The sequence below is a fragment of the Pediococcus inopinatus genome (assembly GCF_002982135.1).
GTDB lineage: Bacteria > Bacillota > Bacilli > Lactobacillales > Lactobacillaceae > Pediococcus > Pediococcus inopinatus.
On record NZ_CP019981.1, the window covers coordinates 465,738 to 491,469 of the forward strand.

Annotated in this window: 29 protein-coding genes, 2 pseudogenes, 1 riboswitch and 1 other annotated feature; of the genes and pseudogenes, 25 read left to right on the plus strand and 6 right to left on the minus strand. The window is 39.6% G+C overall.

All coding sequences use genetic code 11. The features are described 5' to 3' along the window. Positions 1-74: 74 nt before the first annotated feature. From PI20285_RS02305 to PI20285_RS12070, 3 genes and pseudogenes are all read left to right on the plus strand, one after another. On the plus strand, positions 75-386 hold the full coding sequence (locus tag PI20285_RS02305; protein WP_057771790.1) for a nucleoside triphosphate pyrophosphohydrolase family protein: 312 nt from the start codon (positions 75-77) through the stop codon (positions 384-386). 203 nt (positions 387-589) lie between these two features. Then, positions 590-1,186 (plus strand): hypothetical protein, encoded by a 597-nt coding sequence (locus PI20285_RS02310; protein ID WP_057771792.1) that lies wholly within the window; start codon positions 590-592, stop codon positions 1,184-1,186. A gap of 61 nt (positions 1,187-1,247) precedes the next feature. Beyond that, a pseudogene (locus PI20285_RS12070) lies at positions 1,248-1,343 on the plus strand (LPXTG cell wall anchor domain-containing protein); the annotation flags it as partial. Positions 1,344-1,457: 114 nt separating this feature from the next. Here the strand turns inward: PI20285_RS12070 and PI20285_RS02320 are convergent. Further along, positions 1,458-1,847 carry a hypothetical protein gene (locus PI20285_RS02320; protein WP_057771794.1) on the minus strand — a complete coding sequence of 130 codons (390 nt, stop codon included), beginning with the start codon at positions 1,845-1,847 and terminating at the stop codon, positions 1,458-1,460. Positions 1,848-2,021: 174 nt separating this feature from the next. Here PI20285_RS02320 and recQ point away from each other — a divergent pair, with 174 nt between their 5' ends. The 3 genes from recQ (at position 2,022) to rpsN (ending at position 4,316) form a co-directional block, all read left to right on the plus strand. Beyond that, positions 2,022-3,806, plus strand: a complete 1,785-nt coding sequence (recQ, locus tag PI20285_RS02325) for a DNA helicase RecQ (protein ID WP_057771796.1) — start codon at positions 2,022-2,024, stop codon at positions 3,804-3,806. A gap of 111 nt (positions 3,807-3,917) precedes the next feature. Beyond that, positions 3,918-4,040, plus strand: a complete 123-nt coding sequence (locus tag PI20285_RS11595; RefSeq protein ID WP_158694967.1) for a putative metal homeostasis protein — start codon at positions 3,918-3,920, stop codon at positions 4,038-4,040. A 6-nt stretch (positions 4,041-4,046) separates the two neighbouring features. Continuing rightward, a complete protein-coding gene (gene rpsN / locus PI20285_RS02330; RefSeq protein ID WP_057771798.1) occupies positions 4,047-4,316 on the plus strand; it encodes a 30S ribosomal protein S14 in 270 nt (89 codons plus the stop codon). A 53-nt stretch (positions 4,317-4,369) separates the two neighbouring features. Here the strand turns inward: rpsN and brnQ are convergent, their stop codons facing one another. Together brnQ and PI20285_RS11695 are read right to left on the minus strand one after the other, a co-directional pair. Then, positions 4,370-5,755 carry a branched-chain amino acid transport system II carrier protein gene (brnQ, locus tag PI20285_RS02335; protein WP_057771800.1) on the minus strand — a complete coding sequence of 462 codons (1,386 nt, stop codon included), beginning with the start codon at positions 5,753-5,755 and terminating at the stop codon, positions 4,370-4,372. A gap of 74 nt (positions 5,756-5,829) precedes the next feature. Next, positions 5,830-6,069: a binding site (T-box leader), on the minus strand. A 140-nt stretch (positions 6,070-6,209) separates the two neighbouring features. Further along, positions 6,210-6,356: a hypothetical protein gene (locus PI20285_RS11695; protein WP_164481576.1), complete on the minus strand. Its 147-nt coding sequence runs from the start codon at positions 6,354-6,356 to the stop codon at positions 6,210-6,212. Positions 6,357-6,540: 184 nt separating this feature from the next. Between PI20285_RS11695 and PI20285_RS02340 the strand changes: the two genes are divergently transcribed. The 10 genes from PI20285_RS02340 (at position 6,541) to PI20285_RS02385 (ending at position 14,977) form a co-directional block, all read left to right on the plus strand. Then, a complete protein-coding gene (locus PI20285_RS02340) occupies positions 6,541-7,116 on the plus strand; it encodes a hypothetical protein (protein ID WP_057771802.1) in 576 nt (191 codons plus the stop codon). A 137-nt stretch (positions 7,117-7,253) separates the two neighbouring features. Beyond that, positions 7,254-7,886: a TMEM175 family protein gene (locus PI20285_RS02345; protein ID WP_057771803.1), complete on the plus strand. Its 633-nt coding sequence runs from the start codon at positions 7,254-7,256 to the stop codon at positions 7,884-7,886. 13 nt (positions 7,887-7,899) lie between these two features. Beyond that, on the plus strand, positions 7,900-8,778 hold the full coding sequence (locus tag PI20285_RS02350) for an RluA family pseudouridine synthase (protein WP_057771805.1): 879 nt from the start codon (positions 7,900-7,902) through the stop codon (positions 8,776-8,778). Continuing rightward, positions 8,771-9,322, plus strand: a complete 552-nt coding sequence (locus PI20285_RS02355) for an NUDIX hydrolase (protein WP_057771806.1) — start codon at positions 8,771-8,773, stop codon at positions 9,320-9,322. The genes PI20285_RS02350 and PI20285_RS02355 overlap by 8 nt, the downstream gene beginning before the upstream one ends. A gap of 98 nt (positions 9,323-9,420) precedes the next feature. After that, complete coding sequence (locus tag PI20285_RS02360) at positions 9,421-10,020, plus strand: GNAT family N-acetyltransferase (protein WP_057771808.1); 600 nt, start codon at positions 9,421-9,423, stop codon at positions 10,018-10,020. A 145-nt stretch (positions 10,021-10,165) separates the two neighbouring features. Further along, the gene (locus PI20285_RS02365) at positions 10,166-10,612 is read left to right on the plus strand and encodes a hypothetical protein (protein ID WP_057771810.1); all 447 of its coding nucleotides are present in this window, start codon (positions 10,166-10,168) and stop codon (positions 10,610-10,612) included. 16 nt (positions 10,613-10,628) lie between these two features. Next, positions 10,629-11,603 (plus strand): Gfo/Idh/MocA family protein, encoded by a 975-nt coding sequence (locus PI20285_RS02370; RefSeq protein WP_057771812.1) that lies wholly within the window; start codon positions 10,629-10,631, stop codon positions 11,601-11,603. Positions 11,604-12,068: 465 nt separating this feature from the next. Then, positions 12,069-13,616 (plus strand): ribonuclease Y, encoded by a 1,548-nt coding sequence (gene rny, locus PI20285_RS02375; RefSeq protein ID WP_057771814.1) that lies wholly within the window; start codon positions 12,069-12,071, stop codon positions 13,614-13,616. Between the two features lie 2 nt (positions 13,617-13,618). After that, on the plus strand, positions 13,619-14,284 hold the full coding sequence (locus PI20285_RS02380) for an HD domain-containing protein (RefSeq protein WP_057771816.1): 666 nt from the start codon (positions 13,619-13,621) through the stop codon (positions 14,282-14,284). Between the two features lie 12 nt (positions 14,285-14,296). After that, positions 14,297-14,977 carry a phosphatase PAP2 family protein gene (locus PI20285_RS02385; protein WP_057771818.1) on the plus strand — a complete coding sequence of 227 codons (681 nt, stop codon included), beginning with the start codon at positions 14,297-14,299 and terminating at the stop codon, positions 14,975-14,977. A 69-nt stretch (positions 14,978-15,046) separates the two neighbouring features. Here PI20285_RS02385 and PI20285_RS02390 read toward each other — a convergent pair whose 3' ends face one another. Next, entirely contained in the window at positions 15,047-15,508 is a 462-nt protein-coding gene (locus PI20285_RS02390; RefSeq protein WP_057771820.1) for a hypothetical protein, read from the minus strand. A gap of 232 nt (positions 15,509-15,740) precedes the next feature. Here PI20285_RS02390 and PI20285_RS02395 point away from each other — a divergent pair, with 232 nt between their 5' ends. Next, positions 15,741-17,303 (plus strand): bifunctional metallophosphatase/5'-nucleotidase, encoded by a 1,563-nt coding sequence (locus PI20285_RS02395; RefSeq protein ID WP_057771822.1) that lies wholly within the window; start codon positions 15,741-15,743, stop codon positions 17,301-17,303. 100 nt (positions 17,304-17,403) lie between these two features. Beyond that, entirely contained in the window at positions 17,404-18,300 is an 897-nt protein-coding gene (locus PI20285_RS02400) for a cation diffusion facilitator family transporter (RefSeq protein WP_057771824.1), read from the plus strand. Between the two features lie 15 nt (positions 18,301-18,315). On the opposite strand, the gene PI20285_RS02405 is transcribed toward PI20285_RS02400, so the two are convergent. After that, positions 18,316-18,657 (minus strand): hypothetical protein, encoded by a 342-nt coding sequence (locus PI20285_RS02405; protein WP_057771826.1) that lies wholly within the window; start codon positions 18,655-18,657, stop codon positions 18,316-18,318. Positions 18,658-18,802: 145 nt separating this feature from the next. Between PI20285_RS02405 and PI20285_RS02410 the strand changes: the two genes are divergently transcribed. The 5 genes and pseudogenes from PI20285_RS02410 (at position 18,803) to PI20285_RS02430 (ending at position 22,785) form a co-directional block, all read left to right on the plus strand. Continuing rightward, positions 18,803-19,465 carry a metal-dependent transcriptional regulator gene (locus PI20285_RS02410; protein WP_057771829.1) on the plus strand — a complete coding sequence of 221 codons (663 nt, stop codon included), beginning with the start codon at positions 18,803-18,805 and terminating at the stop codon, positions 19,463-19,465. Positions 19,466-19,683: 218 nt separating this feature from the next. Next, on the plus strand, positions 19,684-19,884 hold the full coding sequence (locus PI20285_RS02415; protein ID WP_046871276.1) for a cold-shock protein: 201 nt from the start codon (positions 19,684-19,686) through the stop codon (positions 19,882-19,884). Between the two features lie 161 nt (positions 19,885-20,045). Continuing rightward, positions 20,046-20,789 (plus strand): annotated as a pseudogene (locus PI20285_RS02420) (threonine/serine exporter family protein). A gap of 13 nt (positions 20,790-20,802) precedes the next feature. Continuing rightward, positions 20,803-21,249 (plus strand): threonine/serine exporter family protein, encoded by a 447-nt coding sequence (locus PI20285_RS02425; RefSeq protein WP_057771831.1) that lies wholly within the window; start codon positions 20,803-20,805, stop codon positions 21,247-21,249. 111 nt (positions 21,250-21,360) lie between these two features. Further along, on the plus strand, positions 21,361-22,785 hold the full coding sequence (locus tag PI20285_RS02430) for a GW dipeptide domain-containing protein (protein ID WP_105782174.1): 1,425 nt from the start codon (positions 21,361-21,363) through the stop codon (positions 22,783-22,785). A gap of 86 nt (positions 22,786-22,871) precedes the next feature. On the opposite strand, the gene PI20285_RS02435 is transcribed toward PI20285_RS02430, so the two are convergent. After that, the gene (locus PI20285_RS02435) at positions 22,872-24,029 is read right to left on the minus strand and encodes an LCP family glycopolymer transferase (RefSeq protein WP_082623206.1); all 1,158 of its coding nucleotides are present in this window, start codon (positions 24,027-24,029) and stop codon (positions 22,872-22,874) included. A gap of 278 nt (positions 24,030-24,307) precedes the next feature. Between PI20285_RS02435 and PI20285_RS02440 the strand changes: the two genes are divergently transcribed. Then, complete coding sequence (locus tag PI20285_RS02440) at positions 24,308-24,868, plus strand: GNAT family N-acetyltransferase (RefSeq protein ID WP_057771833.1); 561 nt, start codon at positions 24,308-24,310, stop codon at positions 24,866-24,868. Further along, a complete protein-coding gene (locus tag PI20285_RS02445; RefSeq protein WP_057771835.1) occupies positions 24,855-25,397 on the plus strand; it encodes an Rrf2 family transcriptional regulator in 543 nt (180 codons plus the stop codon). The genes PI20285_RS02440 and PI20285_RS02445 overlap by 14 nt, the downstream gene beginning before the upstream one ends. 40 nt (positions 25,398-25,437) lie before the next feature. After that, positions 25,438-25,622, plus strand: a riboswitch (Lysine riboswitch). Positions 25,623-25,732: the final 110 nt, after the last annotated feature.

The window sequence follows — 25,732 nt, forward strand, 5'->3', positions numbered from 1 at the left end:
TAGTTTGATTAAACGTGGGGATCAATAATTTTGTGATCGCCACGTTTTTTATTGAAAGAAAAAGGAGAATCAGTATGGAAATTAAAGAATTAGCTGACCGGTCAAAGAGAATTCGGGAAGCCTATCATGAATTAGAACGTAAGCAAGATGGTCGACCATGGTCCCCAGAACAAGATGCCTTAGCGTTTTTGACGGATGCTGGACTAGTAGGTAGATTGGTGATGGATAAGCAAGGAAGTTGGCCAACTTCAGATCCGGAGCCAACACTTGATTATAAAATTGCAGAAAATATTTGGTGGTTGAGTAGTATTGCCGAGGCCAATGGAATTGACCTGGAAACAGCCTTAAATAACTTTTTGAAGTCCAGAGAGCAACATTTGAATTAACGATTAATTGATAAGTAATGTTCAGAGACTAACTGAACATTATTTTTTCCAAAATTTCAACCAGACAGGTCAATAGCAGGGTTCGTTAACGGATAGGGGTACTTTAATTACGATATCAGGTAAATAAATTAGAAAATTGGTTTATTATAGATGTATAACTGATATAATTGATTTATTTAGTAGCATAGTGGAGGTTGCATGGAATGGATTATAAATTAATTGCTTGGGTGCTGGGCGCACTTATTTTATTGGTACTAATTATTTTTTATTTCGCTTATTCGAAATACGCACGTCAAAAAATTGCAAGACACGCAGTTAATGGATTGGAAAGGTTGCTCAAACGAACCCGACTAATTTTAATTATTTTAGTCTTAGCACTAGCAGGGGATCTTGGCTATGGTCATTTTTCTCCCCAAAATAGTGCAATTCACATGAATCTGTTTGCAAGAACGAGCAAAGTTTTTTCGAGTGTCAAGAACAAGGTTTTCGATAAATCTGCTGAGAGTTCTTCAATGGATCTAAAAAAGAAAGAAAGTTCTGAAAAAGCTTCATCGAAAAAAGCTTCTTCTGAAAAAAAGGAGCAATCTGAAAAAAACGCGGTCAAGATTGTTAAGGGTTATTACGAAAAACAAGGAACTCAAACAAACGTCGAAAAATATGAATTTATTAAGACTAAGATCAGCCGTTATTCTAAGGATAAAGTATATGAAGTCGGGGCTTATGAGACCGAAAATGGCAAGCTAGTTCAGGTCCATGACTATGAAGTAAATATCAAAGGAAAGTTTAATCTGCTTTACTAAAACACAAAAAATTATAAGAATGAACTGAACAAACGCTGTTTTTACAACGACATTACCACAAACTGATGAAGCAAACAGTTCAGTAGCCATAGTTGGTTTACTTGGTGCTGTTACTGCATTATTCGGTTTAGCAGGTATCCGTCGTCGTGAAATCTAAATTAAATAACTTATTCTAAATCAAAAAGGCGATCTTATGATCGTCTTTTTTTGTGTTCAAAATTTCAATTATGATGTGTCTAATTAAGAAATTTTTCAATAAAAAAAGACCGTCCTATTCCTTTGGGAGATAGTGACGTTCTGGTAGTTTGTTACTGATTCGTTTTGCAAGAGGTCTGTCGCGTAATTCCTGATAATCTTTAAAGAGATTTTGTTTATCAACATTTAAATCAGCAACTTGTTGTTGCAGGTTTGTATATTGGTGTGGATCCAGATTTTTGTTTTGAAGAACGAGTTTTTTAGCCTCCAAATCAGCATCTAATTGAGCAAGCTCTTGAGTTTCTCGACTGATTTTTTTGCTTAATTCTGTCTCTTGTCGATTCAGCACTTCAAAGCGGCTATATAAGTTATTAACAAGTTGTTGATTTTTAATAACCTCAGCCGCAAGTTTTTCTTTTTGTTGAGTTAATTCATCAATCTTTGAAGATGAATTTTCTGCGGACATGACATCCAACCTCTTTTCAAATAATTAGATTAAGTAACAATATCATAACTCTTTAAAGTGCTTCCGTCACGTTTGCGTATTAACTTATGTAACGTATACTTAGAACTTTATTATCAATTTATCTAGTTTTCCGTTAAGATAGATATGAAGATCTTACAGAAAGAATGGCTGCATATGACACCAGAAACAATTCTAAAAGAAAAATTTGGGTATAGTACCTTTCGTGATGGCCAAAAACAAGTCATTAATAAAATTTTGAATAAGCAAAGTGTTTTAGCAATTATGCCAACTGGAGGCGGAAAATCTCTCTGTTATCAGATTCCTGCAATGCTTTTTAGTGGCATTACCTTAGTTATTTCACCGTTAATTGCTTTGATGAAAGATCAAGTTGACGCTCTGAATGAAAATGGGATTCCTGCCACCTTTATTAATAGTAGCATTGGTGTGACTGAAATGCGGCAACGATTCCAATTAGCAGCCAGTGGGCAAGTGAAGTTATTATATATTTCCCCAGAACGCTTAGATTCCAGTAGCTTTTTATATCAACTGCAGGATTTAGAGATTTCTTTAGTAGCCGTTGATGAAGCACACTGTATTTCCCAATGGGGTCATGACTTTCGACCCAGCTATTTGCGTTTAACCGACACTTTGGCTCAATTACAAATGAATCCTACCGTAGTGGCATTGACAGCGACAGCAACGCCTAAGGTAGCTGAAGACATCAAGAAACGGTTGAACATTCCTGCTAAACAGGAAGTTAAAACAGATTTCACCCGCGATAATCTTTCTTTTCAGGTCATTAAAGATCAAAATAGTGATCAGTTTTTGTTGGATTATTTAAAAACCAATAAAACCGAAGCCGGCATTATTTATGGTAGCACGCGCAAGGAAGTGGAACGATTAACGAAGCTTCTTAAAAAACATAAAGTGAGTGTGACTATGTATCACGGCGGGATGTCAGAGGACGATCGGCGCCAGAATCAAGAGGACTTTCTTTACGATCGTGATCGGGTTATGGTGGCGACTAATGCGTTTGGGATGGGAATTGATAAGAGTAATGTGCGGTTTGTGATTCATGCCCAGGTTCCTGGCAGCTTAGAAGCTTACTATCAAGAAGCGGGCCGTGCTGGGCGAGATGGCTTGCCTAGCGATGTGATTTTGTTATTCAAACTACATGATGTGCAAATTCAACATTTCTTTATTGATCAATCTGAAATGGATGATGATAATAAAAGTCGCGAGTATCAGAAATTGCAGGATATGACGCAGTATGCAAATACGCAAGAATGTTTGCAACAGTATATTTTGAATTATTTTGGTGAAGAGGGCCCTAAATGTGGGAAATGTAGTAACTGTTTAGATGAGCGCGATTCGCAAGACATTACGGTCGAGGCCCAAAAAGTGCTATCTTGTGTGAAACGGATGCACGAAAATTTTGGGAAAGTTTTAATTGCCCAAGTTTTAGCGGGTTCCAAGAATCAACGGATTAAACAATTTAGCTTTGACCAGTTAAGCACGTACGGCTTGTTAAAAAATAAATCCCAGAAGCAACTAACCGAATTAATTGATTTCTTGTCAGCAGCCGGCTACTTACAGGCATCAAATGGACAGTATCCGGTCCTTTCGTTAACGCAGACTGGCGTTCATGTTTTACAAGGAAGCGAACAGGTTTTCCGTAAAATGGCGGTTCCAGTCAAAACCAATATTTTGGAGGATAGTGAACTCTTTACCAAGTTACGGATGTTACGTCGCAATTTGGCGGAGACGCAAGGCGTGCCACCGTTTGTTATTTTCTCGGATAAAACGCTCCGGTCGATGTGTGCACTTTTGCCAAAGACGCTAAGTGAGATGGCAGAGGTCAAAGGGGTCGGGAGTCAAAAGTTAGAAAAATATGGACAACAATTTATTGATGTGATTCAAGCAGACGAGGGTGTCCTTTCCCAAGTTGCTGAAAAATAGAAAGATTAAACTTAACCGGTTTAATCTTTTTTTAAACTAAATGCTTGGCAAAAGTAAGTTAATGTGGTTAAATAGTAATCATTACGATTAACAGAAAGAGGCATTGAGATTATGAGAAAAGCAATGGATACAGCAAGTGCTTATCGCCGTTTGAAGAGTCCAAGTTTGAAAACGAGAAAAGCAGCTTTAAGAGTTATTAAAGCCGCTAAGAAGCAAAGAAAAGGAGTTGCATAAAACACAATGGCAAAGAAATCTAAGATTATTAAAGAGCAGAAAATTGAGGCAACCGTTGCTCACTATGCACAAATCAGAGAAGAGCTACGTAAGAATCATGATTATGCTGGATTAAGTCAATTACCACGGAATGCTTCCCCTACAAGAATGCATCGCCGTGATCACTTAGATGGGCGCCCACACGCATATATGCGTAAGTTTGGGTTATCACGCTTAAACTTCCGTGAATTAGCGCATAAGGGTCAGATTCCTGGCGTTCGAAAAGCTAGTTGGTAAATACACAAAAATACTTCACATCAATTTCAAGCTGATGTGAAGTATTTTTTTGATTAGTTTTGATCTTCTTGTGGGACTTGAACCTTTGTGGCAGCGTGTTGTTTTACCAGATGGCAAGCAACGCCAAGCACCATGCCGAGTAAAGCAGGTAGGAGCCAATCTAAGCCATACTGAGCGAGCGGTAGATAACTCTGTTGGAAATTAGCCATGAGTTTACCAAGCGCGCTCTGACTCACAACAGGAGGGAAAGCAGCCATCATATCAAATAGGGCGGGAATGACTGTGAAAGTAACAACGAATTTGTAGACCACCGGATCTCGTTTGAAAAGTGGTGACAAAACAGATAAGAGGATCAAAGCCATTGCTAAGGGATACAGGAACATTAACACAGGGGTTGACCACGAAATGATTTGGTTTAACCCGAGGTTAGCTGTTAAAAATGAGGCAGCACTGGTAAATGCTAACCAGGTTTTGTAACTGATTTTTGGGAAATGTTTGTGGAAATCTTGGGCAAATGCGGCAACTAATCCAATCGCGGTTGTCAAACAAGTTAAAGTGATCAATGCAGCTAGAATTGATTGACCGACAACTCCTAAGTAATGATTTACAATTTGGTCGAAGGCAATTCCGCCATTGGCACTAAGTTTGAATTTGCCAAGTGACATGGAGCCTAATAGGATTAAGGCCACGTAGATAACCCCTTCAAATCCCATTGAGAACAGGCCAGCGCGGGCAGTGACCATGGCGATTCCGTTGGGATTTTTCTTTCCCATGTATTTGATGGCTGTAACGACTGTGACACCAAAGGCCAGGCCGGCGAGCGCATCCATGGTGTTGTAACCTTGCAAGAATCCGTTTGTGAACGCGCCAGTCTTATAAGCTGAAGTAACAGCTTGTTTAACGGGTGTTCCCATGGGATTACTGAAACCAAGAAAGAATACGAATGCTAGTAAAACGAGAAAAACTGGATTTAACAGTTTGCCGACATTAGAAACAATTTTACTTTGTTCGACAGATAAGAAATATGCGAGTCCAAAGAAAACTGCGGAAAAAACGACTAAACCTAAAGTCTGATACTGAGCTGGGATGAGCGGAGCGAGGCCAACTGTGTAAGAAACAGTTGCCGTTCTTGGGGTTCCAAAAAGCGGGCCGATCGTGCCATGAATGAGAACCATGAAGACTAAAGCAAAAGTAGCTCCCAAAGGCTTGCCAATATCATAAACCCCTTCGGAACGGGTGATACTGATTGCCAGTACTGATAGCAAGGGCAACAAGACGCCAGTTACTAAAAAGCCTAAGGCAGCAGGTAACCAACTTGACCCCGATAATTGGCCAAGGTGAAGGGGGAAAATAAGGTTTCCAGCTCCGAAAAATAAGGCAAACAACATTGAACTTACGACTACATAATCTTTTTTGGTTAATTTTTTCTCTTCTAACATATAAACACTCCTTAAATTTTAATGACTGGCCGCAAGAAGAAATAAAAAAACGCCCCTGTCGGAATATAAATTCCAACAAGGACGTTTTAAACGCGTTACCACCTTTGTTTACAGCGTCATCACTAACACTGCCTTTTCGAGTACGGACCTGCAGATCGATACTCTAGCTCTATAATGGGAGCCCCCAGTGCCTACTCAAGATTCGTAAGCATCGCTCAAAGATGATAGCTTGAAAAATTCATTGACGTCCTTTCACCAATCGACGCTCGCTAAACAATGGAGATTTTTCGTACTTTTCTTTTCACAGCTTTTCTCATTTATTTATAATATGGATTTAATTTACTCTAATATTTAAAATACGTCAAGTACAAAATGAAAACTTTTTTGAAATTAAATGTAAAAAAAAAACAACCGCTAAAATCACAGTTGAATTTTTTAAATGGCAAAAAGCCGATTATTTAACTTTTGGTGTATCTACAATTTCTTCAGTCTTGCCTTTAGCGAAACGTTGGATAGCGACGATTCGTGCTTGACGACGACGACGTTCACGTTTACCAGCAACTGGACGACGCTTTGCAAATGAGTTATATGGTGATCGCATGATGTTCCTCCTAAAAAATAAGTTATTACCATTGTAATCTTAAACGACCCTAAAATGCAAATATATTTTAAAGAAAAATAAACTAATACGCCGATGTAAGCTTTTATTAATCTTAGTTTCAACGTCTAGTAATCTTTCTGAAATACTTTATCGGTAAGATTGAGGACAAGTTAAAGTAATTAACATGAGTCAAACAAATTCAAGAAACGATCAGAAAGGAGCATTGCTTATTAAAAGACATGGATATTTTACTAATTGGATTGAAAAGCAGCTCCAAAAAAGACGACCCAAACCTGCTAACTTCTTTACTACGTTTGGACGTCTAAGCCGGATTATGAACGCCATTGAGGATGACAAGGATTTATTGGTTAACTATGAGGACGAAGAAATCCGGGTGGCTCGATCATTAATGCACATGACCAACACAATGTTTTTAGATGAAATTGCGACGCTAAAAACACATACGGTTGAGCTTTCTGGTGATGGCATTCAAGTTTTACGCTGGTTTAAAGAGCGAGACTTAAATGACCAAGGAAATCTAGTCAGCAATCTCGGATTCTTAACAGATATTGTGCACGATCATAAGCAAGAGCAGACCTCGGCTTGGGATCAGCAAACAGTAAAAATTGCCAAAATGGCCGAACAACTCAATAATGATGAGTTGATCACGGCCCTTTTAAAAGTCCAAGCAAAGCAGCAAGTGCCTGAATGGAAAGCTAGTTATGCACCGAAAAATAAAACGACTGATTTTGATATTTAAACTCTCCTATTATGATAGGAGAGTTTTTTTATTACCGACCTAGCAAGCCGTGTTTCGTTCACCCTGCCAATAAACTAGGGTATAATGTTAACGAGTTGAAATAATTTGTTTGAAGCAGGAGCGGGGAGGTTAAAATTATGAAAGTTGATCGGATGCAGGCGTTTAGCGATGGGGTCTATGCCATTCTTATCACAATTTTGGTGTTGGACTTTAACGTCCCAGAATATCATGTGGGAAATTTACTGGCAGCCCTGATTAAACAATGGCCTACCATGTTTGCCTATGTGGTTTCATTCCTATACATTGGGACGGTTTGGCTGTTTCATCACGATTTTTTCCAAACGCTAAAATTCACGAATACGAGTTTGAACGTCATCAATTTAGTGATGCTTTTTTCTGTGACGCTGATTGATTATCCAACGGCGTTAGTCTCAAATTCATTGATCATGGGAAATGTGGCCGATATGCGCGTTGCTTTTATCTACTATGACCTTGTAGCGCTGTTTATCTCGTTAACTTTTGCGTGGTTATACAGCTATGTTCGTCATCACCCAGAGCTAACGCAGATGAAAAAAGATCAGCAACATTTTTATCAAGCCATCAAATTTGATCCCATTCGCAGTGTTTTAATCTATGGCTTGGCAATTGTCGCGACGTTCTTTTCAATTTGGCTAGGGACATTTTTATTGCTAGCCGGAATTGTTTATCATTTTCTTGCGTATTTAAGATTAAGCAAGTCAATGCGGCATGCGCTCAAAGTTTCAAAATAATGGAGAATTAAACATGATAATTAGCTTTCAAAATACAACTGCAGAACCGCTGAAAATTAAAGTTTTTTTGGTTTCTAAAGGCTTTAGCCACCGCTTAATTAGTTCAATAAAAAAAGGCGGGATCCTACAGATCAACGGTAAAAAGCAAACGACTGCAGACATGATTGCTCCTACTGAGGTTTTAAAGTTACGATTACCGAAAGAAAAGTCCGATCCAAATGTTCCTTTTAGTTTTCAGCCACTTTCTGTGGTGTTCGAGGATGATAATTGGCTGGTAATCAATAAACCAGCGGGACTTTCATCAGTACCAGGCCCAAGCAACCGGGATGATACGGTGGTCAATCGAGTTAAGGGCCATTTGAAAAATCAAGGAAGCCAGGATTTAGTGCCACACGTAATTACAAGATTAGACCGGTTTACGAGTGGAGTGATGCTAATTGCGAAAAATCGCTTGGCGGCCAGTGCTTTATCCCCACAAATCGAAAATCATACGATTCAAAAAAAGTATCGAGTTTTTGTTTCAGGGCAGTTAGATGAAATGCAAGGAGTCATTAACCAGCCAATTGCCAAGGCAGCAGATGGCATTCATCGTGAAGTTTCAGCAGAAGGACAACAGGCGCAAACCCGATTTCGACTAATTCACCAGTATGCTCATTTTGCAGAAGTAGAAGCAGAATTACTGACTGGTCGAACGCATCAAATTCGGGTCCACTTTGCCAGTTTGGGCCAGCCACTTTTGGGTGATGAATTGTACGGTGGACCGATGAACATGGGGATTAAGCGACAGGCACTGCATGCAGAGTCCTTAACGTTTACAGATCCGCTAACTGATCAAGAACATACATTTGAAGTGGTGTTACCAAAAGATATGGAGAGTGTAAAAAATGTTTAAAAATGAAGGCAAAACAGGCAAGATAGTGGCTCAGAAACAAGTCTATGCGGGGCCAATTTTTCAATTAGATAAACAAAAAATCGAAACGCCGGATGGTTTGTTGGTAAATCGGGATGTGATTGTGCACCAACCGGCCGTAACCATTTTGGCGTTTACGCCAGATCAACACGTTTTGTTGAATACAGAGTATCGGGTTGGGGTTAACGCGGAAAGTTTGTCCTTACCGGCAGGATTAATAAACGCAAACGAGACGGCAGAAGACGCCGCCAAGCGAGAATTACTGGAAGAAACGGGTTATGAAGCAACAAAAGTACAAGAGTTGACCACAATTACGGCATCGGAAGGATTTTCAACCGAAAAAGTAATTTTGGTTGTGGCGAAGATCAATCCGGTTAAAAAAGCTGCTCAACATTTTGATGCAGATGAGTTTGTAAATAGCCAGTTGATTCGCTATGACCATTTAAAACAGTTAATTAAGCAAGGTAGAATTCGCTCGGCCCAAGCAATTGCAACAGTTGGTTACTACGAAATGTTTGGTGGATAGTAATTTTCTAGTTCAGAAGAAGTTGGCATTAAGGGCAGGTAGCTTTACATTTTTATCATCATACCGTAATCTAGTAAATAGATTAAAGGAGGATTTTTGTGATAATTATACGTGAAGCTGATAAAGATGACGCCGGTCAGATAGCCCCATTAATTAATATTATTTATGAAGAAATGGAGCTTGATGAATTGGATGATGTCCCTGACCCTGTCTGGATGCGCGTGTTACAGCGGGCCTATCAAACAGATGCTTATACTGGTGAAAAAGCCACAACAATTGTGGCCGAGGAAAATACCACAGGTAAAGTGGTAGGGGTAGCTTTCGGGTATCCAGACCAGTATGAAGAAGATTTAGATGCGATTATTGATCGAATCAGTCTTAAGGCAAATGTTTTTGACGGGGATGTGTTGGATCCTGATTTGGAAGCCTTTAAAGATGAATGGTATCTTGATTCCATTGCAGTCGATCCAGACTATCAAGGGCAAGGAATTGGCGGTCGGCTATTAAAGGCCTTGCCAGAATTCGTTCGTCAAGACGGTGATACCATCATTGGGTTGAATGTGGACTTTGCAAATCCCGCCGCCGAACGTCTGTATTCCCGGCATGGATTTAAAAAAGTGGGGACTAAAAAAATTGGCGATCACATGTATGATCATATGCAAAAACCGATTGTGACGACCGAACCAGTTTACGCTTAAATACTTAAATTAAATAAAATGCATAAGTCGAATTCAGTTAGTTTTCTGAATTCGGCTTTTTTCTAATCGTAGCAGTATCTTTTACCCATGTTTTATTATAAAATCAAGGTAATCAAGAAAATAAGAAAGTGATGAGGTAATTAAATTGAGTAATGAAGATGAAGAATTCCAAGATATCGAATTAACATTAGGTGACGAAAAGTTTGACCAGATGCTGATGGTTTTAAATCACGGTATTACAAAAGACAATGCCAGTGAATATAATTTTAATGGCAATGACATGCAAGAAGTTGGCGAAAACGTTTGGGCCGTTCCAGCTTATATGGCAGACGACTTTTCAATCTTTTTCCTGTATACCCAAATTGATTCAAAAGATTGGGTTGTGGCCTTTACAGAAGGAAAAATGGGCAAGGAACAGTTTGAACTCGGTGTGCCAATGACCACTGGGAAGGGTTTAAATGTTTTAGCTGAAAAAGATATGGAACGTGCCCAAATGGTAACTGGTTTTGTGAATGATATTTCCAAAGCCGGCGAAGGTGAGTGGCGGATGATCAATGATCCAGATGCAGAAGAGGAACCAAAGAAAGACTAATCTTTGAGGCAATAAAATGGCAGAAAAACTTGTTCGATATGGCATTATGGGAGCAGCTTCCATCGTTCCACGTATCATTGCGGGGATTCAAGAGTCGCCTAATAGTGAGGTTGTGGCGATTGCTGCACGTAAATTAGACAAGGCCGCAGCGGTGGCAAGTCAATTTAAAATTTCCAAAGCCTATGGTAGTTATCAAGAGCTTTGCGAGGATCCTAATATTGATGTGGTTTACATTCCCCTTTGGAATGCTGGCCACTATTCGGGAGCTAAACTTGCGTTGGACAACCATAAAAATGTGCTTTTGGAAAAACCATTTACATTGACGTTTTCACAGGCTCAAGACTTATTTGAGCTGGCAAAAAAGCAACACTGCTTTTTAATGGAAGCACAAAAGGCCGCTTTTTTGCCCATTACGAAGCAAGTACGTACCCAGCTTTTAGATAAGCAAGCGATTGGCCAAATTCAAGGAGTCACGATTCAAGAATCTCATCCAGGGATCGATAAAATTCCGTGGTTTCACGATGTATCCGTCGGTGGGGGTGCTTTTTACGGAAGTGCATCGTACTCTTTGGAATACCTGCAGCTTGTCTTGAAAACCGATATTACGGATTATCAAGGCCAAATAAGTAAAGTTGGTTCACAAGCAGATGATCAAGCACAAGTGCATGTTCAACTTGCTTCAGGAATTTTGGCAAATGTTTATGTGACCACTACGACAGATGAAGTTCCGAGTCAGATCACCTTTTGGGGGACTGAGGGTTCTTTGACAGTGCCAAACTATTGGAAGACTGATCGTTATGAATTGACGATTGGCAATAAGACCCAAACGTTTAAACACACGCAAGCCAGTGAATTTGTTTATGAATTTGATCATGTCTCGAAACAAGTTTTACGCGGAAAACAAACCAGTTCCGTTATGACGCCAGAAATTACGTTACAAACGACGAAAATTATTGAGGACCTATATCGCGGTTGGTATCCCAAACATTAAAGTTCTGGTTCTTTCACGCCTTTTTGCTTGTTAGTTAGTTTCAAAGATGCTACTCTTTGTTGGGGGTAGGGTTCGATCTTAGTACCAAGCAATACCTGCAATGTCGGCCGATTTTTTGGATGGGCTGATGCTTATCATGTTGCAACGTTTTTAAGAAGAAAGTTTTGTGAAAGATTTTTTAATTAGATGCGTACAAATACGCTTTGGCTACTCTTCCTACCGAATCCTAGGAAAAGTAAGGAATCGTAATTGAAACAATATGTACCTTGAAACTTTATGTTTTAGATTGGTACTTAGATCTATCCCCAGGCACTTTTCAAGTTGAGCAGGTTCTTGAAAGGTGCTTTTTTGATGGATTTTTACGAGTTTTTATATGCCTGGAAAAGCAAGAAGCAACCAGAGACAATGTGATATAATGAAAGATATGAAATTAACGATTAAATTTTGAAATAGGAGGAAACTTAGATGTTTGTTGTGAGTATTATTATCCTTCTGATTGCTGTTGCAATTGGATTTGAAATTCGTAAAATTGAACATCAACGGCAGTTAAGAATTGCCCACGAACAAGCACAACAGACCCTTGAAAAAGCTGAACAAGAAGGCAAAGTTGCGGCCAAAAAAGCCTTGAAGTTGGGCAAAGTTGAGACATTGGCTTATCAAGAATCAATTGAGCAAGAAATTACAACTGACGTACAAGACAACGAACGTAAATCAACTTGGCTTGATCAACGAGAACAGGTTTTACAAGAAAAAGAAGACTTGTTGAATCGTCGTTTTGATAATTTTAAGTCTAAAGAAGCTGGTTTAAAAACCGAAAAGCAAGCCGTTAAAGAAATTAAACAACAGGCAGAAGAATTAGTTAACAAACGCGAAGACACGCTCCAAGATGTGGCGGAGATGAGCAAAGGTAAGGCTAAAGATTATGTCTTAGATCAGACTTCCCGTGATTTGAAGGAAGAAGAAAAGCGCGTCGTTCGGAACACAGAAACGGAGTATCAAAGTAGCAGTGAGAAGGAAGCTAAGAATTTAATTGCCCATTCTATTGAGCATAGTGGCATTCGCTCCCATGTGTACTCATCAAATCGGACGATGGATGTGCCAAATAATGAGGCACTGGGTAAAATTATTGGTAATTCAGGCCAAAATGTCCGGACTTTAGAGGCATTGACCGGGATTGATATTAATATTGACGATCAACAACGTTTGATAACGTTGAATGGGTATGATCCGATGCGCCGCGAAATTGCAAAACGGGCGATGACTCAGATTGTTCAAGTTAATCGAATTAATCCAGATATTGTGGAACAAATTGTGAACCAGACTGTCAGAACAGTTGATGAACTGATCCGCGGCTTTGGTGAACAGGCAATTAATGAATTAAATGTTAAAAATATCCATCCAGATTTAATTAAGTTTATTGGCAGAATGCATTTCCGGACCAGTTATGGTCAAAATATTTTGGATCACTCGATTGAAGCCGCTAATTTGGCGGGCGTGTTTGCTGCTGAATTGGGAGAAGACGTTGATCTGGCCAAACGAGCGGGCCTTTTGCATGATATTGGAAAGTCCATTGATCGCGATGTTGAAGCCACCCATGTTGAATTAGGGGTGGAACTTGCCACTAAGTATCATGAAGATCCCGTTGTTATTAATGCAATTGCATCGCACCATGGGGATGTTGAAGCTAAGTATGTTATTTCTGATTTGGTGGCTGCTGCAGATGCTATTTCTGGTTCTCGTCAGGGTGCGCGAAGTGAATCAGCAGCTGATTACTTGCAACGAATTTCTAGTTTAGAGGGGATTGCCAATAAATATCCTGGCGTCCAAGAAAGCTATGCGATTCAGGCAGGTCGTGAACTTCGGGTGATTGTCAAACCTAACCAAACGTCAGATAAAAGTATTGAAAAATTGGCTGGCAACGTTAAGGATCAAATCGAGCAAGAAGTGACCTATCCGGGACAGGTAAAGGTAACTGTTGTCCGTAAATTACAAGTAGTTGAGTACGCGGGGTAAGTATGAAAGAATTAAATAATAACGAACAAACAATTCTCAAAGGAATTGATAAATTTGTCTTTTCAAAACTAAATGATGATAAAACCGGCCACGACTATGCACATATTCAACGGGTGGTAAAAATGGCCCAACGGTTGGCTTCAGACAGTGATCAAGGACAGCTTTTTGTGGTGTTAGCAAGTGCTGAATTACATGATGTCATTGATGAAAAGATCGTTTCAGATCAAACGAAGGCTGAAAATGAAGTTCGCGCATTTTTGAAAGACCAAGATGTAGCTCAGACTGATATTGAGGCGATTTTTGCAATTATTACGCACATGTCGTTTTCGAAGAATCTTGAACATCACTATCAGCTGTCTGTTGAGGGCCAAATTGTGCAAGATGCTGATCGGTTAGATGCAATTGGGGCCATTGGTATTGGCCGGGTCTTCTATTATGGAGGTGCTCATGGGCATACTATGTATGATCCCCAAATTGCCCCCCGAACAGAGATGACGCATGCACAATATCGGCAAAACGAAACCGTGATTAATCATTTTTACGAAAAGCTTTTAAAACTTGTAGATTTAATGAATACCAAAGCTGCAAAGCAAATCGCCGAACAGCGAACAAAGGTCCTGACAGATTTTCTAGATGAATTCAAAGCTGAATGGAATCAAACTAAATAATTGGAGCGTATCATGTTAAAAAATCAAAACTCAATTTCTGCCAAATATGCCTGGACTTCAGGGCTTCTTTTTGTCTTATTACTGGCAGCTGTCAGAGCCAACTCTGCGATGCTTTTAAAGTTGGACACTGGGATTATTGGGATTGTTCAAAACAGCATGCCTACATTTGAAACCAGTTTGATGAAGGCTGTTACAACCATTGCAGAACCTAAATTTGCCATTGTCTATGCTGTTATTATTGCGGCTGTTTTATGGTTCATGCGGCTAAGAGTGGATGCAATTTGGACACTGGCTACTTTAGCTGGTGGGGATGTCGTGGCATACATTTTCAAAGAATTTGTGCAGCGTGCGCGACCAAGGTGGAATCAAGTAATCCCAGAGAGCGGCTTTAGTTTTCCTAGTGGTCACACGTTTGGCGCCGTACTAATTGTCTTTTTCTTGGTTTGGTTCTTTGTGAGCCGCATTCGGTCACAAAACTTACAAAAAGTTTGCCAAATCATCTTGATCATCTGGGTTGTTTTGGTGATGTACTCTAGAATTTATCTGGGTGCTCATTATCCTTCAGACGTATTGGCAGCATTCTTTTTAGCTGTGGCTTGGCTAGCAATTGCCCGATGGCTATACAAAAAGCTTTATGATTTTGTTGCCCGGTTCGTTGAAAAAGACGTTCAAGGCCGGCACAGTCAACATTAAAATAAGTGGTTAATAAAAAGGCGTCCTCAAACGATTTTCGTTTGAAGACGCCTTTTTTGATAGGAGAATCTAGTAAGTTCCTTTAATGACAAAATAAGAACCCCGAATGGTACCAGCTAAGCGAGATTTCTGATGGGCAAATTTGAATTTACCTTCAAATTCCTTTGGTACGGCCATCCCGTCTGAAAGTTTAAACCCGACTGCGCGTTTGCCAGTGGGGTCCAAGCTATACATGACATTTACAACAAGGCCATTTTCATAAAAGACGTAGGCCATTTTGAGACCGTCGACTTCAAACGTGCTCGTTTCCAGTGGCTCATATGGAAACTTCATATCTTTTTCTAAGAGAACTTTATTGATCCATTCCAGCGTTTTTGAGTCGTCTTTTGCCGGGGACGTCACAAAGACGTGTTTGTATTTATTCCAGTAATAGCGAGCCTCATTAGCGCGTAAACCAGCTAAAGTTTCAGCAACAGGTGAAGTTTCCAGACCAATTGTTGAAACTGTTTTAAAATTTACCTCATAAGCCATTCTAAGTTTCCTCATTTCTACATTTGTAATACTGTCAGTATAGGGGTTCACGGGGTTGGGGTCAATTTTTAAAGGCTACAAATGTAACAGTATTAGGTAACTAATTTTGAGGTGTTTAGAAATTATTTTACGAAAATTACCATTATCATTTGTTTTGGATTAAATAAACCTCGCGCTTAGATTAGTTTGTGGTAAAATTTAAGTTATCGAAAGTATTGCAGGGGGCGAAATTTTGGCATTTAATTTAACGTTACTTTCAACAAGTGATGTTCACGGCTTCGTGTATCCAACTAATTTTATAAAACGCCATTCAAATTTACCGTTCGGCCTTTTAAGAGCGGCAACTGTTATTGAAAATGAGCGTAAAAGTACGACAGATCCTGTTTTAACCATTGATGCAGGAGATGTGTTAGAAGGGTCCCCGTTGACCGAATATTTGGCTAAGTTTAGTAATCCGCCCGCACCGCACCGCTTACTGAAAGCCTACAATGCGATTAATTATGACATTGGAGTTTTAGGCAATCATGAATTTAATTACGGATTGAATTATCTGAAGACCGCGATTCAGAGTGCGACTTATCCAATTTTATCAGCTAATATTTTGGATGAAGAGAATCACCCAATCGGCGATGGTGCCTATCGGATTTTTAAAATTAAAGGGGTTCGCGTAGCTGTTTTAGGACTAACAACTGCTTATATCCCTTTTTGGGAAGATCCAGTACATATTGAAGGGCTCAAGTTTAACAAGGTGCTCGAAACGGCAAAACATTATGTACCTTGGTTAAAAGAACGGGCTGACGTGGTTATTGTTGTTTATCACGGTGGATTTGAACGAGATCTAAAAACGGGCTTAGAGACCGAATCGTTACGTGGTGAGAATGTTGGCTATAAACTTTTGGAAACAGTTAAGGGCATTGATGCTTTGATTTCGGCGCATCAACATCGTTTAATTGCGACTAAGTTATTTGGAATTCCGGTTGTTCAAGCAGGGCATCGCGGCGCTGCGGTTGGCAAGATTGTTTTAAAAATTGATCCCAAGAGCCCACATATGGTTGTCGGGGCCACTTCTGAACTGTGTTCAACGGCAAAAATGCCTGTACATAAAGATATAAAAGCAGTTATGGCAGATGTGGAAGCCGACACGCAAACTTGGCTGGATCAACCGCTTGGACGGGTTCATGGTGATATGAAAATTACGGATCCTTTCCAAGCGCGGATTGAAGAATCAGCCTTCATTGAGTTTATTCAAAAGGTACAGATGGCAGCCACCGGGACGTCCATTTCTGCAACGGCGCTATTTAACGATGAAGCAACTGGGTTTGGTGAAGAGATTTCGATGAGAGAAGTAGTCACAAATTATGTTTATCCCAATTCACTAGCAGTTCTCAGAGTTTCAGGAACAGATATTCGCGCAGCTCTTGAAGTGAGTGCCAAATATTTCAAACTGAATGAACATGATGAGTTAATTGTGAATCCAAGGTATTTGACCCCCAAGAAACGTCATTATAATTATGATATGTACGAGGGCATTGACTATACACTGGATATTTCCAAACCGGTTGGTCAACGGGTAACTCGGTTGAGTTGCAAAGGCCATGTCATTCAACCTAACGACTCGTTTGAAATTGTGTTGAATAAATATCGCGCAGTCGGTGGTGGCCATTATCCGATGTTTTCAGAATCTAAAATCATTCGCGAAAATACAGAGGCCATGTCAGAATTGATTGCCGATTATCTTCAAAAACATCCAATCATCGAAGCAACCGTTAATAATAATTTTAAAATCATCAAATAAGAGTTCGCGATTAAAAATTGCGGGCTCTTTTTAGATAACAGCCTGAGCTTGCTTAGTCGTCTGTTTTGGTTAATAATTATGACCGAAGGGGAGTTTTATGATGCATAACAAGTCAAAAATGAGCGGGACCCGGTTTTTGCTCGTTACAATTTTGAACGCTTTGATCACGGTGGTTGAACTGGTAGGAGGGATGCTTTCTGGTAGTTTAGCGCTTCTTTCTGATGCTTTTCATAATTTAGGTGATTCTGCATCGGTCGTGTTAGCGTACGTGGCAAGTCGAATTGGACTTAAAACTTCAAATGATTCTAAAACTTTTGGTTATCGACGGGCCGAAATTATTTCAGCGTTTGTAAATGCCATTTTTTTGATTTTGGTTTCGGTTGTCTTGATTGGCGAAAGTTTACGCCGGCTAATGCATCCCGAGCCAGTAAATGGCGGCATTATGCTTATTGTGGCTATTATCGGCACAATTGCAAACTTTGTGTCTGCCTTGTTGTTGAGCAAAGGAGCTAAAGATAATTTAAATCTAAAGGCTACATATCTGCACATTTTAAGTGATGCATTATCCTCTTTTGGGATTATTATTGGCGCCATTATCATTCAGATTTGGAAAATTGATCTTGTTGACCCAATTGTTACAATTCTAGTTTCAATTTATATATTACGTGAGACGTGGCCCGTTTTGAAAGAGTCCATTGATATTTTGATGCAAGCAGCTCCAATTCTGGATTACGAAGCGTTAAAACGAGATATGTTAAAGGAACCGGGAGTTGTCAATGTGCATCACATTCATGTTTGGCAAATCGATGAAAATCGGATTATGTTTTCTGCACATATCAATTTAAACGATCAATTATTAAGTGATGTGGAGCCTATTTATCGACATTTAGAGAATTTATTGCAAAAAAAATATCACGTGGATCACGTGACTTTACAAGCTGAAGTTTTTCGTGGAAAAAGTAATGAGCTATTTACGCGTGATCGCCATGATATTTAAAAAGGGGGCAGTTGGTTAGCTCTCTTTGACAAGTTGCTTGTGATGAGCGTTAAGCCAGTCATGCCAAGGTGTTTCTGGAACTCCATTAGAAGTGAAGTTTTGATCCAGATGTGCAATTACTTGCACATAATCTGTTCGTGAAGCTTCAACACTGATGGCTAGAAGCCCTTCTTTAGTTAGGTAGCGATTGCGTGTAATGAAGGCGTTGATATCGCTAAGATAGCCAGCAGGAACGTATGAAGAAATAATCTCGAGACTTTCTGTCTTGTAAAGTTGAATATAAAACTTTGCAAATGCGTTAACTGCTTTGAGTTGATTTGGTGCACTCAATTCTGTGATTGATACTGAATTACCCATAATAGTCCTTCCTAACTTTGTTGTTTACAATTTAAGTATAGACCTTAATCAATAAAAGTGTAAAATTAAAGTTTGGGATGCCTTAGTTGTATTTCCGAGCTATATGAGTTATAAAAGTAGTATTAATAATAATGAGGTGAATGAATTGACCCCTATGAAGGAAGACTATCTCAAAATCATTTTTGAGCTAGGCGGGAAATCAAAGAAAATATCTAACAAACAAATTGCAATGGGACTAAATATTGCGGCCGGTTCGGTTACGGAAATGGTAACCAAGCTAGTGGAAGAGGGGCTCGCAAAGCACACACCCTATGCTGGAATTTCGCTAACTGATGAAGGAATTCAAATTGCTGAGATCATGGTTCGCAAACACCGGATTTGGGAAACCTTTTTGGTGGATAAATTGGATTATAAACTTTCTGAAGTGGATACCGATGCGGAAGTTTTGGAGCATGTGACTAGCGACCACTTATTGGATTCGCTTGATAAATTTCTCGATTATCCAACCCATTGCCCCCATGGTGGTGTGATTCCGGATAAAGAGGGAAACTATCACGAAGACAGTCATACGCTGTTAGCCGACGTAAAAGAGGGAACAACGGTCACAGTAGATCGATTTATTGATAATCATGAACTGTTGAACTACTTAGATGAGATCGATTTAGATATTGGCGATAAAGTACATGTTATTCATCACGCCCCATTTGAAGGTGCCACAACGGTTAAACTAATTGATAATGATTCGGCGACTGATGAGCGTCAAATTAGTTATAAGGCAGCTCATTATGTTTTCGTCCAAGAAGATTAGCTTTATAAGGCTTAATTTAAGTTTAAAAAGACCCGTTAACAAAAAAACAACACTAATTTCTGAATTTACTTTCTTTTTCTAAAAATACATGGTACAATTACTTTGTATTTTGGTTAGGTAATTTTGGTAAGATTGTTTCATAAAGAAATATCCCCAATTTGCACCGGATCAAGTATTAAAATATTTAGTGCAAAAAGCACTCAGGAGGATTTTCTATTATGGAACATGGTACAGTTAAATGGTTTAACGCAGACAAAGGTTTTGGTTTTATTACTCGCGAAAACGGTAGCGATGTATTCGTACATTTCTCAGCTATCCAAGGCGACGGCTTCAAGACTCTTGAAGAAGGCCAAGCAGTTACTTTCGATGTAGAAGAAAGTGACCGTGGACCACAAGCAGTTAACGTAAACAAAGACTAATTTAAAATTAGAATTTATCAAGTCAGGAATTTTATTCCTGGCTTTTTTTGTGTTTTGAGCCTAAATATTCCTGTGCCAGTTTTAGGAATCCTGAATTAGTGGGTGTTTTGTTTGAAAGGCTATGGCATAATAGAGCTTGATTAATTAATGGGGTGATAGTTATGGACCAAACTGACTTGGTAGTGGATACCTGCTTGTTAGCAGGAAGAATTATGATTGAGAGCGGCTCAGAAATGGCGCGCGCGGAAGACACAATCATGCGAATTGCGACAAACTCGGGTTTTCCAAGTACCCAAGTTTTTTCCACGGTCACAGGAATTATTATGTCAATTCCAGATCAAAAAAATGCGTAGGTAATAAGTGTGAGTCGCCGCAGCATTGATTTGGAAAAAGTGAGTTGGGTGAATCGGCTCTCTAGAGATTATGCGGAGCACAAAATCACCCTAGAGACGTTTTACGATCAACTCCAGACCCTTGATCAGGCGGTTCCTTATTTTCCTTTTTGGTTACAAGTTTTGGGAGCAGCTTTAGTAAGTGGGCCATTAATGACCATCTTTTGTAATAATTTTTATGACATTGGGGTTACTTCCATTATTGGGGCAGTGGGATTTGCTATCTATTATGTGATCAACAAATACCTTAACATCAAGTTCATTAGTGAATTTGTGGCATCCCTTTTAATTGGCATAATGGCAGTGATAACGGTACGTCTTGGCATGGGCCATTCGGTGGATAATATTATTATTGGTGCTGTGATGCCTTTAGTTCCCGGTGTGCCACTAACAAATGCCGTTCGTGATATTTTGAACGGCCATTTTGTCAGTGGGCCAGCACGGGGCATTGAAGCACTTCTAACGGCGGCAGCAATTGGTTTTGGTATCGCGTTTGTATTCCGATTTTTCTAAGGTGGGACTCGAAATGATTATGATAGTTGAATTGTTTTTTGCGTTTATTGCAACAGTAGGTTTTGGCATTATTATTAATATTCCTCATCGTGCCCTGGTGGCAGCTGGGTCGATTGGGACGGTTGCCTGGCTGATTTATTGGGCGATTGTTAACATGAAACTTGGTTTAGCTTTAAGCAATTTGACAGCTGCGGTGGTGATCGGGATTTTAAGTGATGTAGCAGCTAGGAAAATGAAAATGCCAATGCTGATTTTTAATATCCCCAGTTTGGTGCCCCTTGTTCCGGGAGGGCAGGCCTACCAGATGGTCCGCAACATTGCATTGGGAAATGTCGCTCAAGGGGTTCATTTTTTAACCCAGGTGATTGAAATTACAGGCTCAATCGCGATTGGCTTTTTGCTTGCCGAATTGTTGAATAAACTATGGAAAAAGCTCAAGGCAAAAAAAGCATCTGTGTGAATGTCATAAAATTGTAAAAATGATGATATCGGAATGTTGGGTAGAAATATTAGTATGAAACTATACATAGTGATTAATTGTGCAGATCGGGAGAATATTGGAGGAATTAGTTTGAAAGAGACACAAAAACGGGGAATTATGACGGCGGTTTTATTAACGCTCACTTTATTGGTCGGACTATTAGTCGTAAAAACACCAAGTGTAAAAGCAGAAGCAGTCAATAGCTATATTAGTTCAAAAAAAATTAAACCCGCTGGTATTACAACAGCAATTTGGAGTGGTTTTCCAAAGAATGATTACAATAAGGGATATGGTAAGCCTGAAGGGGTTGTCGTCCATGAAACGGCTAACGCTAGCTCCACAATTTATGGCGAAATTAATTATATGAAGGCTAATTATAATAATGCGTTTGTCCACAGTTTTGTGGATGCCACTCACATTATTAACATTGCCAATACAAATTATTTGTCATGGGGTGTTGGGTATCCAGGAAACGGCAAATATGTCCAGTTTGAACAAATTGAAGTGCACTCTAAAAGTGCCTTTGCCCATGAAATTGCCAATGCAGCTTGGTATACAGCTTATTTGCTAAATAAATACAATTTAAGCCCGAATGACGCTTGTTATGATGGAAAAGGGACAGTGTGGTCTCACAAGGCAGTTGCCCAGTATTATGGGGGTTCAACCCATACTGATCCTTATGGTTATTACATGAGTAATGGGAAAAAATACTTTGGCCAGGGTTATACCATGGCGCAGTTCTATCAATTAGTTAAGAAATACTATACTTCTATCCACGTTAAAAATGTGAAATATACGAGCACTAACTTGACGATGGACGTCAAGTCAACTTCGGGTCATGATTTTTATAATCATGTTCCTGAAAGTAAGTATACGACGAAACGGGTTCATTATGGAAAGACCTACGCGGGTAAGACGATCACGGTTAATATGACTGGTAAACGTGACGGCACTGGCACCCTTTATTATCGTTGTTATTATAACGGTAAATTGATCGGCTGGATTTACGGCGGCGGCTTAGCTAAGCACGTGAGTTATACAACGACTAGCAAGACCATGGATGTAAAAGTAGCACCAGGTAACAATTTCTATAATCATGTGACAAGCAGTTTATATAATAATAAATTGTTACACTATGGCAAAACTTATGCAGGAAAAACGGTCACGATTGATAATGTGGCATACCGCGATGGCACCAAAACACCGTATTACCGTTGTTACTACAATGGCAAACGGATTGGCTGGATTTATGGTGGTGCTTTAGGAGTGCAAGTTACCTACAAGACCATCAATCAAACCAAGACGGTCAAGGCAGTTCCCGGTGCACATGACTTTTTAAATCATGTGACCGCTAGTAAATATACCGTAAAAAGAACCTACTATAGCAAGGATTATGCCGGTAAACAGGTTACTGTTGATAACATTGCTTATCGTGCGGATTGCAAAGTCCCTTATTACCGTTGTTATTATAACGGTAAATTAATTGGCTGGATCTACGGTAGTGCTTTAAACTAGGAAATTTCAGAAATTAAAACCAACAAAACAGGCTTTAGTACATGTATCAGCATGTAACTAAAGCCTGTTTTGTTGTAAATTTTTATTTAATAACCAGTTGTGTTATCTGTTCCTGTTTGGGTACTATCGTAATAGCTTGATTGACTTGTGTCAGCAGTGGTACCGGTTGTGACGCTGGTCAAATTGGCTGTTCCGGTTGATTTGTGACCAAGATCTAAACCTTTTCGAATGAAGTTTGTGACTCGCTGCATTTCAGTTTGACTGGTAACTTCAAAATCTTGACCATTGATAAGCTGAGTGGTTCCTTGGAGATGGGTAGACTTAAGATGATGTGTAGCTACCCGATATTTAGTGGATAAAGCAACAATCTCATTGAAGCTTAAATCAGTTTGGGTTTGTTTCTTTAAAGAATCCATAAAGTTTTGACTGAGTAAAGTGGAGATGGAATCACTTTTACGTAAAATAGCCATCAAAACTTGGCGTTGACGAACTTGCCGGCCATAATCACCTTGAGGATCGTCATCCCGCATCCGAGAATAGTCTAATGCGGCCTTTCCGCCTAAATGGATCTTTTTACCTTTGACAACGTTGGCTGCCCCATACTTAAATGTGAGAGTTGGTTTGACGGTCACACCACCAACACCGTTGACGATTTTCTCTAAGCCGCCCATATTGATCAATCCGTAGAAATCAATGGGGACATCTAATAGTTGCTGAATGGATTTGATACTGGTTCCCGCACCGCCAAATGAGTAAGCGGAATTTAATTTTGAAGGCGCATATTGTGTGTATCCCGGAATTGAAAGAGCAGTATCACGGGGGATACTAGTTAGGGTCATGCTTTTCTTTTTGGGATTTAAAGTGGCAATGATGATAGTGTCGGTTCGGCCACGATAATTTCGGCCAAGAGCCCCGGTATCAGTTCCTAAAAGTAAGATAGAAATGGGCTTATTTTTTTTGATAACCGATGAGACATCTCGCGCTTTTTGAATATTTGCACTATTAAAAACAGAATTTGCAGCTTTTTTCGCAGCATACCACTTGTAGGCGGCAAAAACACCGACTGCGATGATAAGAAGACAAACAATCGTGATAATGAGTCGTCTTCGCCGGGAACGTTTGGGACGATTTGGTCGCTGATGTTGACCACCGTTTTCCGGTTCTCTATGCATCTCGGTTCGAGTTGGCGGAACGTTAAAATGGTTGTGCAGCTCGGATCTTTTGGGTGTTTGGTCCTCATTCATGGGGTTGCCTCCTGAAGCAATATAAAATAAAAGTTTGTATGTGCTTAAGCATAACCGATTAAGCAGTCGAAAAATTGGATTTTATTTTGATTTAATCTTTTTTTAAACACCAAAAGTATATCACATATCTACCGCATTACGAAAACGCAATCAAAATAAAATTAGCTGATTTTGGTAGTTTTAATTAAAAGTGGCTTTTATAGGGAAAAATCTGGTATTCTTTAGGAAGAGAAGTGTGATCAGATGAGCATTCGATGAATCGGGTGGTGAGGAAAACTGTGAACAACAAAATTTTGACACCAAGATTAAATTTAAGACCATTTACGACGACGGATTTATTTAAGCTCCGAGAAATTGTTGAAAACGCAGAGATTGCTAAAAGGGCTGGCTTTCGCGTTTCTAACAGCGCCTTTGAGAGTAACTTTTTCTTACAGCAACTTATGCAGACAAATATTTGGGCGATCACTCTAAAGCAAAGTGCAGATGTTATTGGCAGCATTGGTTTATACTCAGTGAGTGATAAGACGCATGAACCGGACCCGCTGAAATTCGAGATTGGCTACATGTTAAATCAAGACTTTTGGGGCACGGGCTATATGAAAGAAGCTGTTTATTATGTTTTACAGCAAGCCTTTCAAGAAAATCCGGCGTATACTGTGTTAGCCAGTACTTATACTGAAAATAAACGGTCGAAACTACTTTTAGAGCACCTCGGGTTTGAAATGACCGGCCAGCATACTTTGCTAGCAAGTGTCTTGAACCCGGATCCTAAACAAGAGACGTACTATGAATTAACAGAAAAAGGATTTAGAGAAGGCGGTAATTATGCAACTCACTAAAGGGTTTGAACAGGCAGCATGTATCATTGCGTTATTATGTACTCAGGATCGAAAGGTTCCGTTGACAACGGCGGTTATTCACAAGCGGTTAACAGGTTCGGAGGCCTACTTACGAAAAATTATGCGTAAACTTGTGCTGGCCGGGCTAGTGACGTCGATTCCTGGAAATAACGGTGGTTTTCGTTTGGCTAAGGATCCAAGCAAAATTTCGTTGTTGGATATTGTAGAAGCTAGCGAAGGCACGATAAAAACGTATCCCGACATGGGGTTTATTGAAAACATTTTTTCTGATGCGCGGCCAATTGCCGAACGTGGTAAAGACGTTTTAAATAAAACGTTTCAAAGCGCTGATGATCTTTGGCGGAACTATCTAAAGGAACAAAGTCTAAGCGATATTCTTATGCAAATTATGGGCGAGCCAGCTGCTCCTGGAATTGATTGGAACGGCTCAGACTCGGAATTGCAAGCAAATTTTTTAAAGTTAAATCAAAAAATTGAAAACGTAAGAACTGATTTAAATGGGGATTAGGAGTTGTCAGACTAGTCTTGCTTGTATATAATTGAATCATATCGAAAGAAGAGGTTGCCAAATTCATAAGTAACAACTCTAAGGTGATAAAGCATCGATGAGGAGTTGTGAAAGGGGAGTTGGCCGAAATCTAAAGGTGCTTTTTCACTTTTGGGTTGGGCCCTGGTTCAACAAATCAGGGACTGTCGTAATGCTTGTAGAGCAGTACGGGGCGCTATCTACGATTTGACTGAGAAATTTATCGGAAGTCTTTTTGTATGGCGATTTGTTATACAAAGAGGCTTCTTTTTTATTGGTTAAAAATAGGATTGCCTTTTTAATTAGAAACTTAAGGA

Excerpts from the sequence above, each read along its gene's own strand:
- PI20285_RS02320 (WP_057771794.1), bottom strand. The coding sequence starts at position 1,847 with ATGTCCGCAGAAAATTCATCTTCAAAGATTGATGAATTAACTCAACAA.
- rpsN (WP_057771798.1), top strand. The coding sequence starts at position 4,047 with ATGGCAAAGAAATCTAAGATTATTAAAGAGCAGAAAATTGAGGCAACC.
- PI20285_RS02390 (WP_057771820.1), bottom strand. The coding sequence starts at position 15,508 with ATGGCTTATGAGGTAAATTTTAAAACAGTTTCAACAATTGGTCTGGAA.
- brnQ (WP_057771800.1), bottom strand. The coding sequence starts at position 5,755 with ATGTTAGAAGAGAAAAAATTAACCAAAAAAGATTATGTAGTCGTAAGT.
- PI20285_RS02380 (WP_057771816.1), top strand. The coding sequence starts at position 13,619 with ATGAAAGAATTAAATAATAACGAACAAACAATTCTCAAAGGAATTGAT.
- PI20285_RS11695 (WP_164481576.1), bottom strand. The coding sequence starts at position 6,356 with ATGCGATCACCATATAACTCATTTGCAAAGCGTCGTCCAGTTGCTGGT.
- PI20285_RS02370 (WP_057771812.1), top strand. The coding sequence starts at position 10,629 with ATGGCAGAAAAACTTGTTCGATATGGCATTATGGGAGCAGCTTCCATC.
- rny (WP_057771814.1), top strand. The coding sequence starts at position 12,069 with ATGTTTGTTGTGAGTATTATTATCCTTCTGATTGCTGTTGCAATTGGA.
- PI20285_RS02445 (WP_057771835.1), top strand. The coding sequence starts at position 24,855 with ATGCAACTCACTAAAGGGTTTGAACAGGCAGCATGTATCATTGCGTTA.
- PI20285_RS11595 (WP_158694967.1), top strand. The coding sequence starts at position 3,918 with ATGAGAAAAGCAATGGATACAGCAAGTGCTTATCGCCGTTTGAAGAGT.
- recQ (WP_057771796.1), top strand. The coding sequence starts at position 2,022 with ATGACACCAGAAACAATTCTAAAAGAAAAATTTGGGTATAGTACCTTT.
- PI20285_RS02310 (WP_057771792.1), top strand. The coding sequence starts at position 590 with ATGGATTATAAATTAATTGCTTGGGTGCTGGGCGCACTTATTTTATTG.
- PI20285_RS02345 (WP_057771803.1), top strand. The coding sequence starts at position 7,254 with ATGAAAGTTGATCGGATGCAGGCGTTTAGCGATGGGGTCTATGCCATT.
- PI20285_RS02425 (WP_057771831.1), top strand. The coding sequence starts at position 20,803 with ATGATTATGATAGTTGAATTGTTTTTTGCGTTTATTGCAACAGTAGGT.
- PI20285_RS02385 (WP_057771818.1), top strand. The coding sequence starts at position 14,297 with ATGTTAAAAAATCAAAACTCAATTTCTGCCAAATATGCCTGGACTTCA.
- PI20285_RS02405 (WP_057771826.1), bottom strand. The coding sequence starts at position 18,657 with ATGGGTAATTCAGTATCAATCACAGAATTGAGTGCACCAAATCAACTC.
- PI20285_RS02415 (WP_046871276.1), top strand. The coding sequence starts at position 19,684 with ATGGAACATGGTACAGTTAAATGGTTTAACGCAGACAAAGGTTTTGGT.
- PI20285_RS02305 (WP_057771790.1), top strand. The coding sequence starts at position 75 with ATGGAAATTAAAGAATTAGCTGACCGGTCAAAGAGAATTCGGGAAGCC.
- PI20285_RS02400 (WP_057771824.1), top strand. The coding sequence starts at position 17,404 with ATGCATAACAAGTCAAAAATGAGCGGGACCCGGTTTTTGCTCGTTACA.
- PI20285_RS02340 (WP_057771802.1), top strand. The coding sequence starts at position 6,541 with ATGAGTCAAACAAATTCAAGAAACGATCAGAAAGGAGCATTGCTTATT.
- PI20285_RS02350 (WP_057771805.1), top strand. The coding sequence starts at position 7,900 with ATGATAATTAGCTTTCAAAATACAACTGCAGAACCGCTGAAAATTAAA.
- PI20285_RS02435 (WP_082623206.1), bottom strand. The coding sequence starts at position 24,029 with ATGAATGAGGACCAAACACCCAAAAGATCCGAGCTGCACAACCATTTT.
- PI20285_RS02355 (WP_057771806.1), top strand. The coding sequence starts at position 8,771 with ATGTTTAAAAATGAAGGCAAAACAGGCAAGATAGTGGCTCAGAAACAA.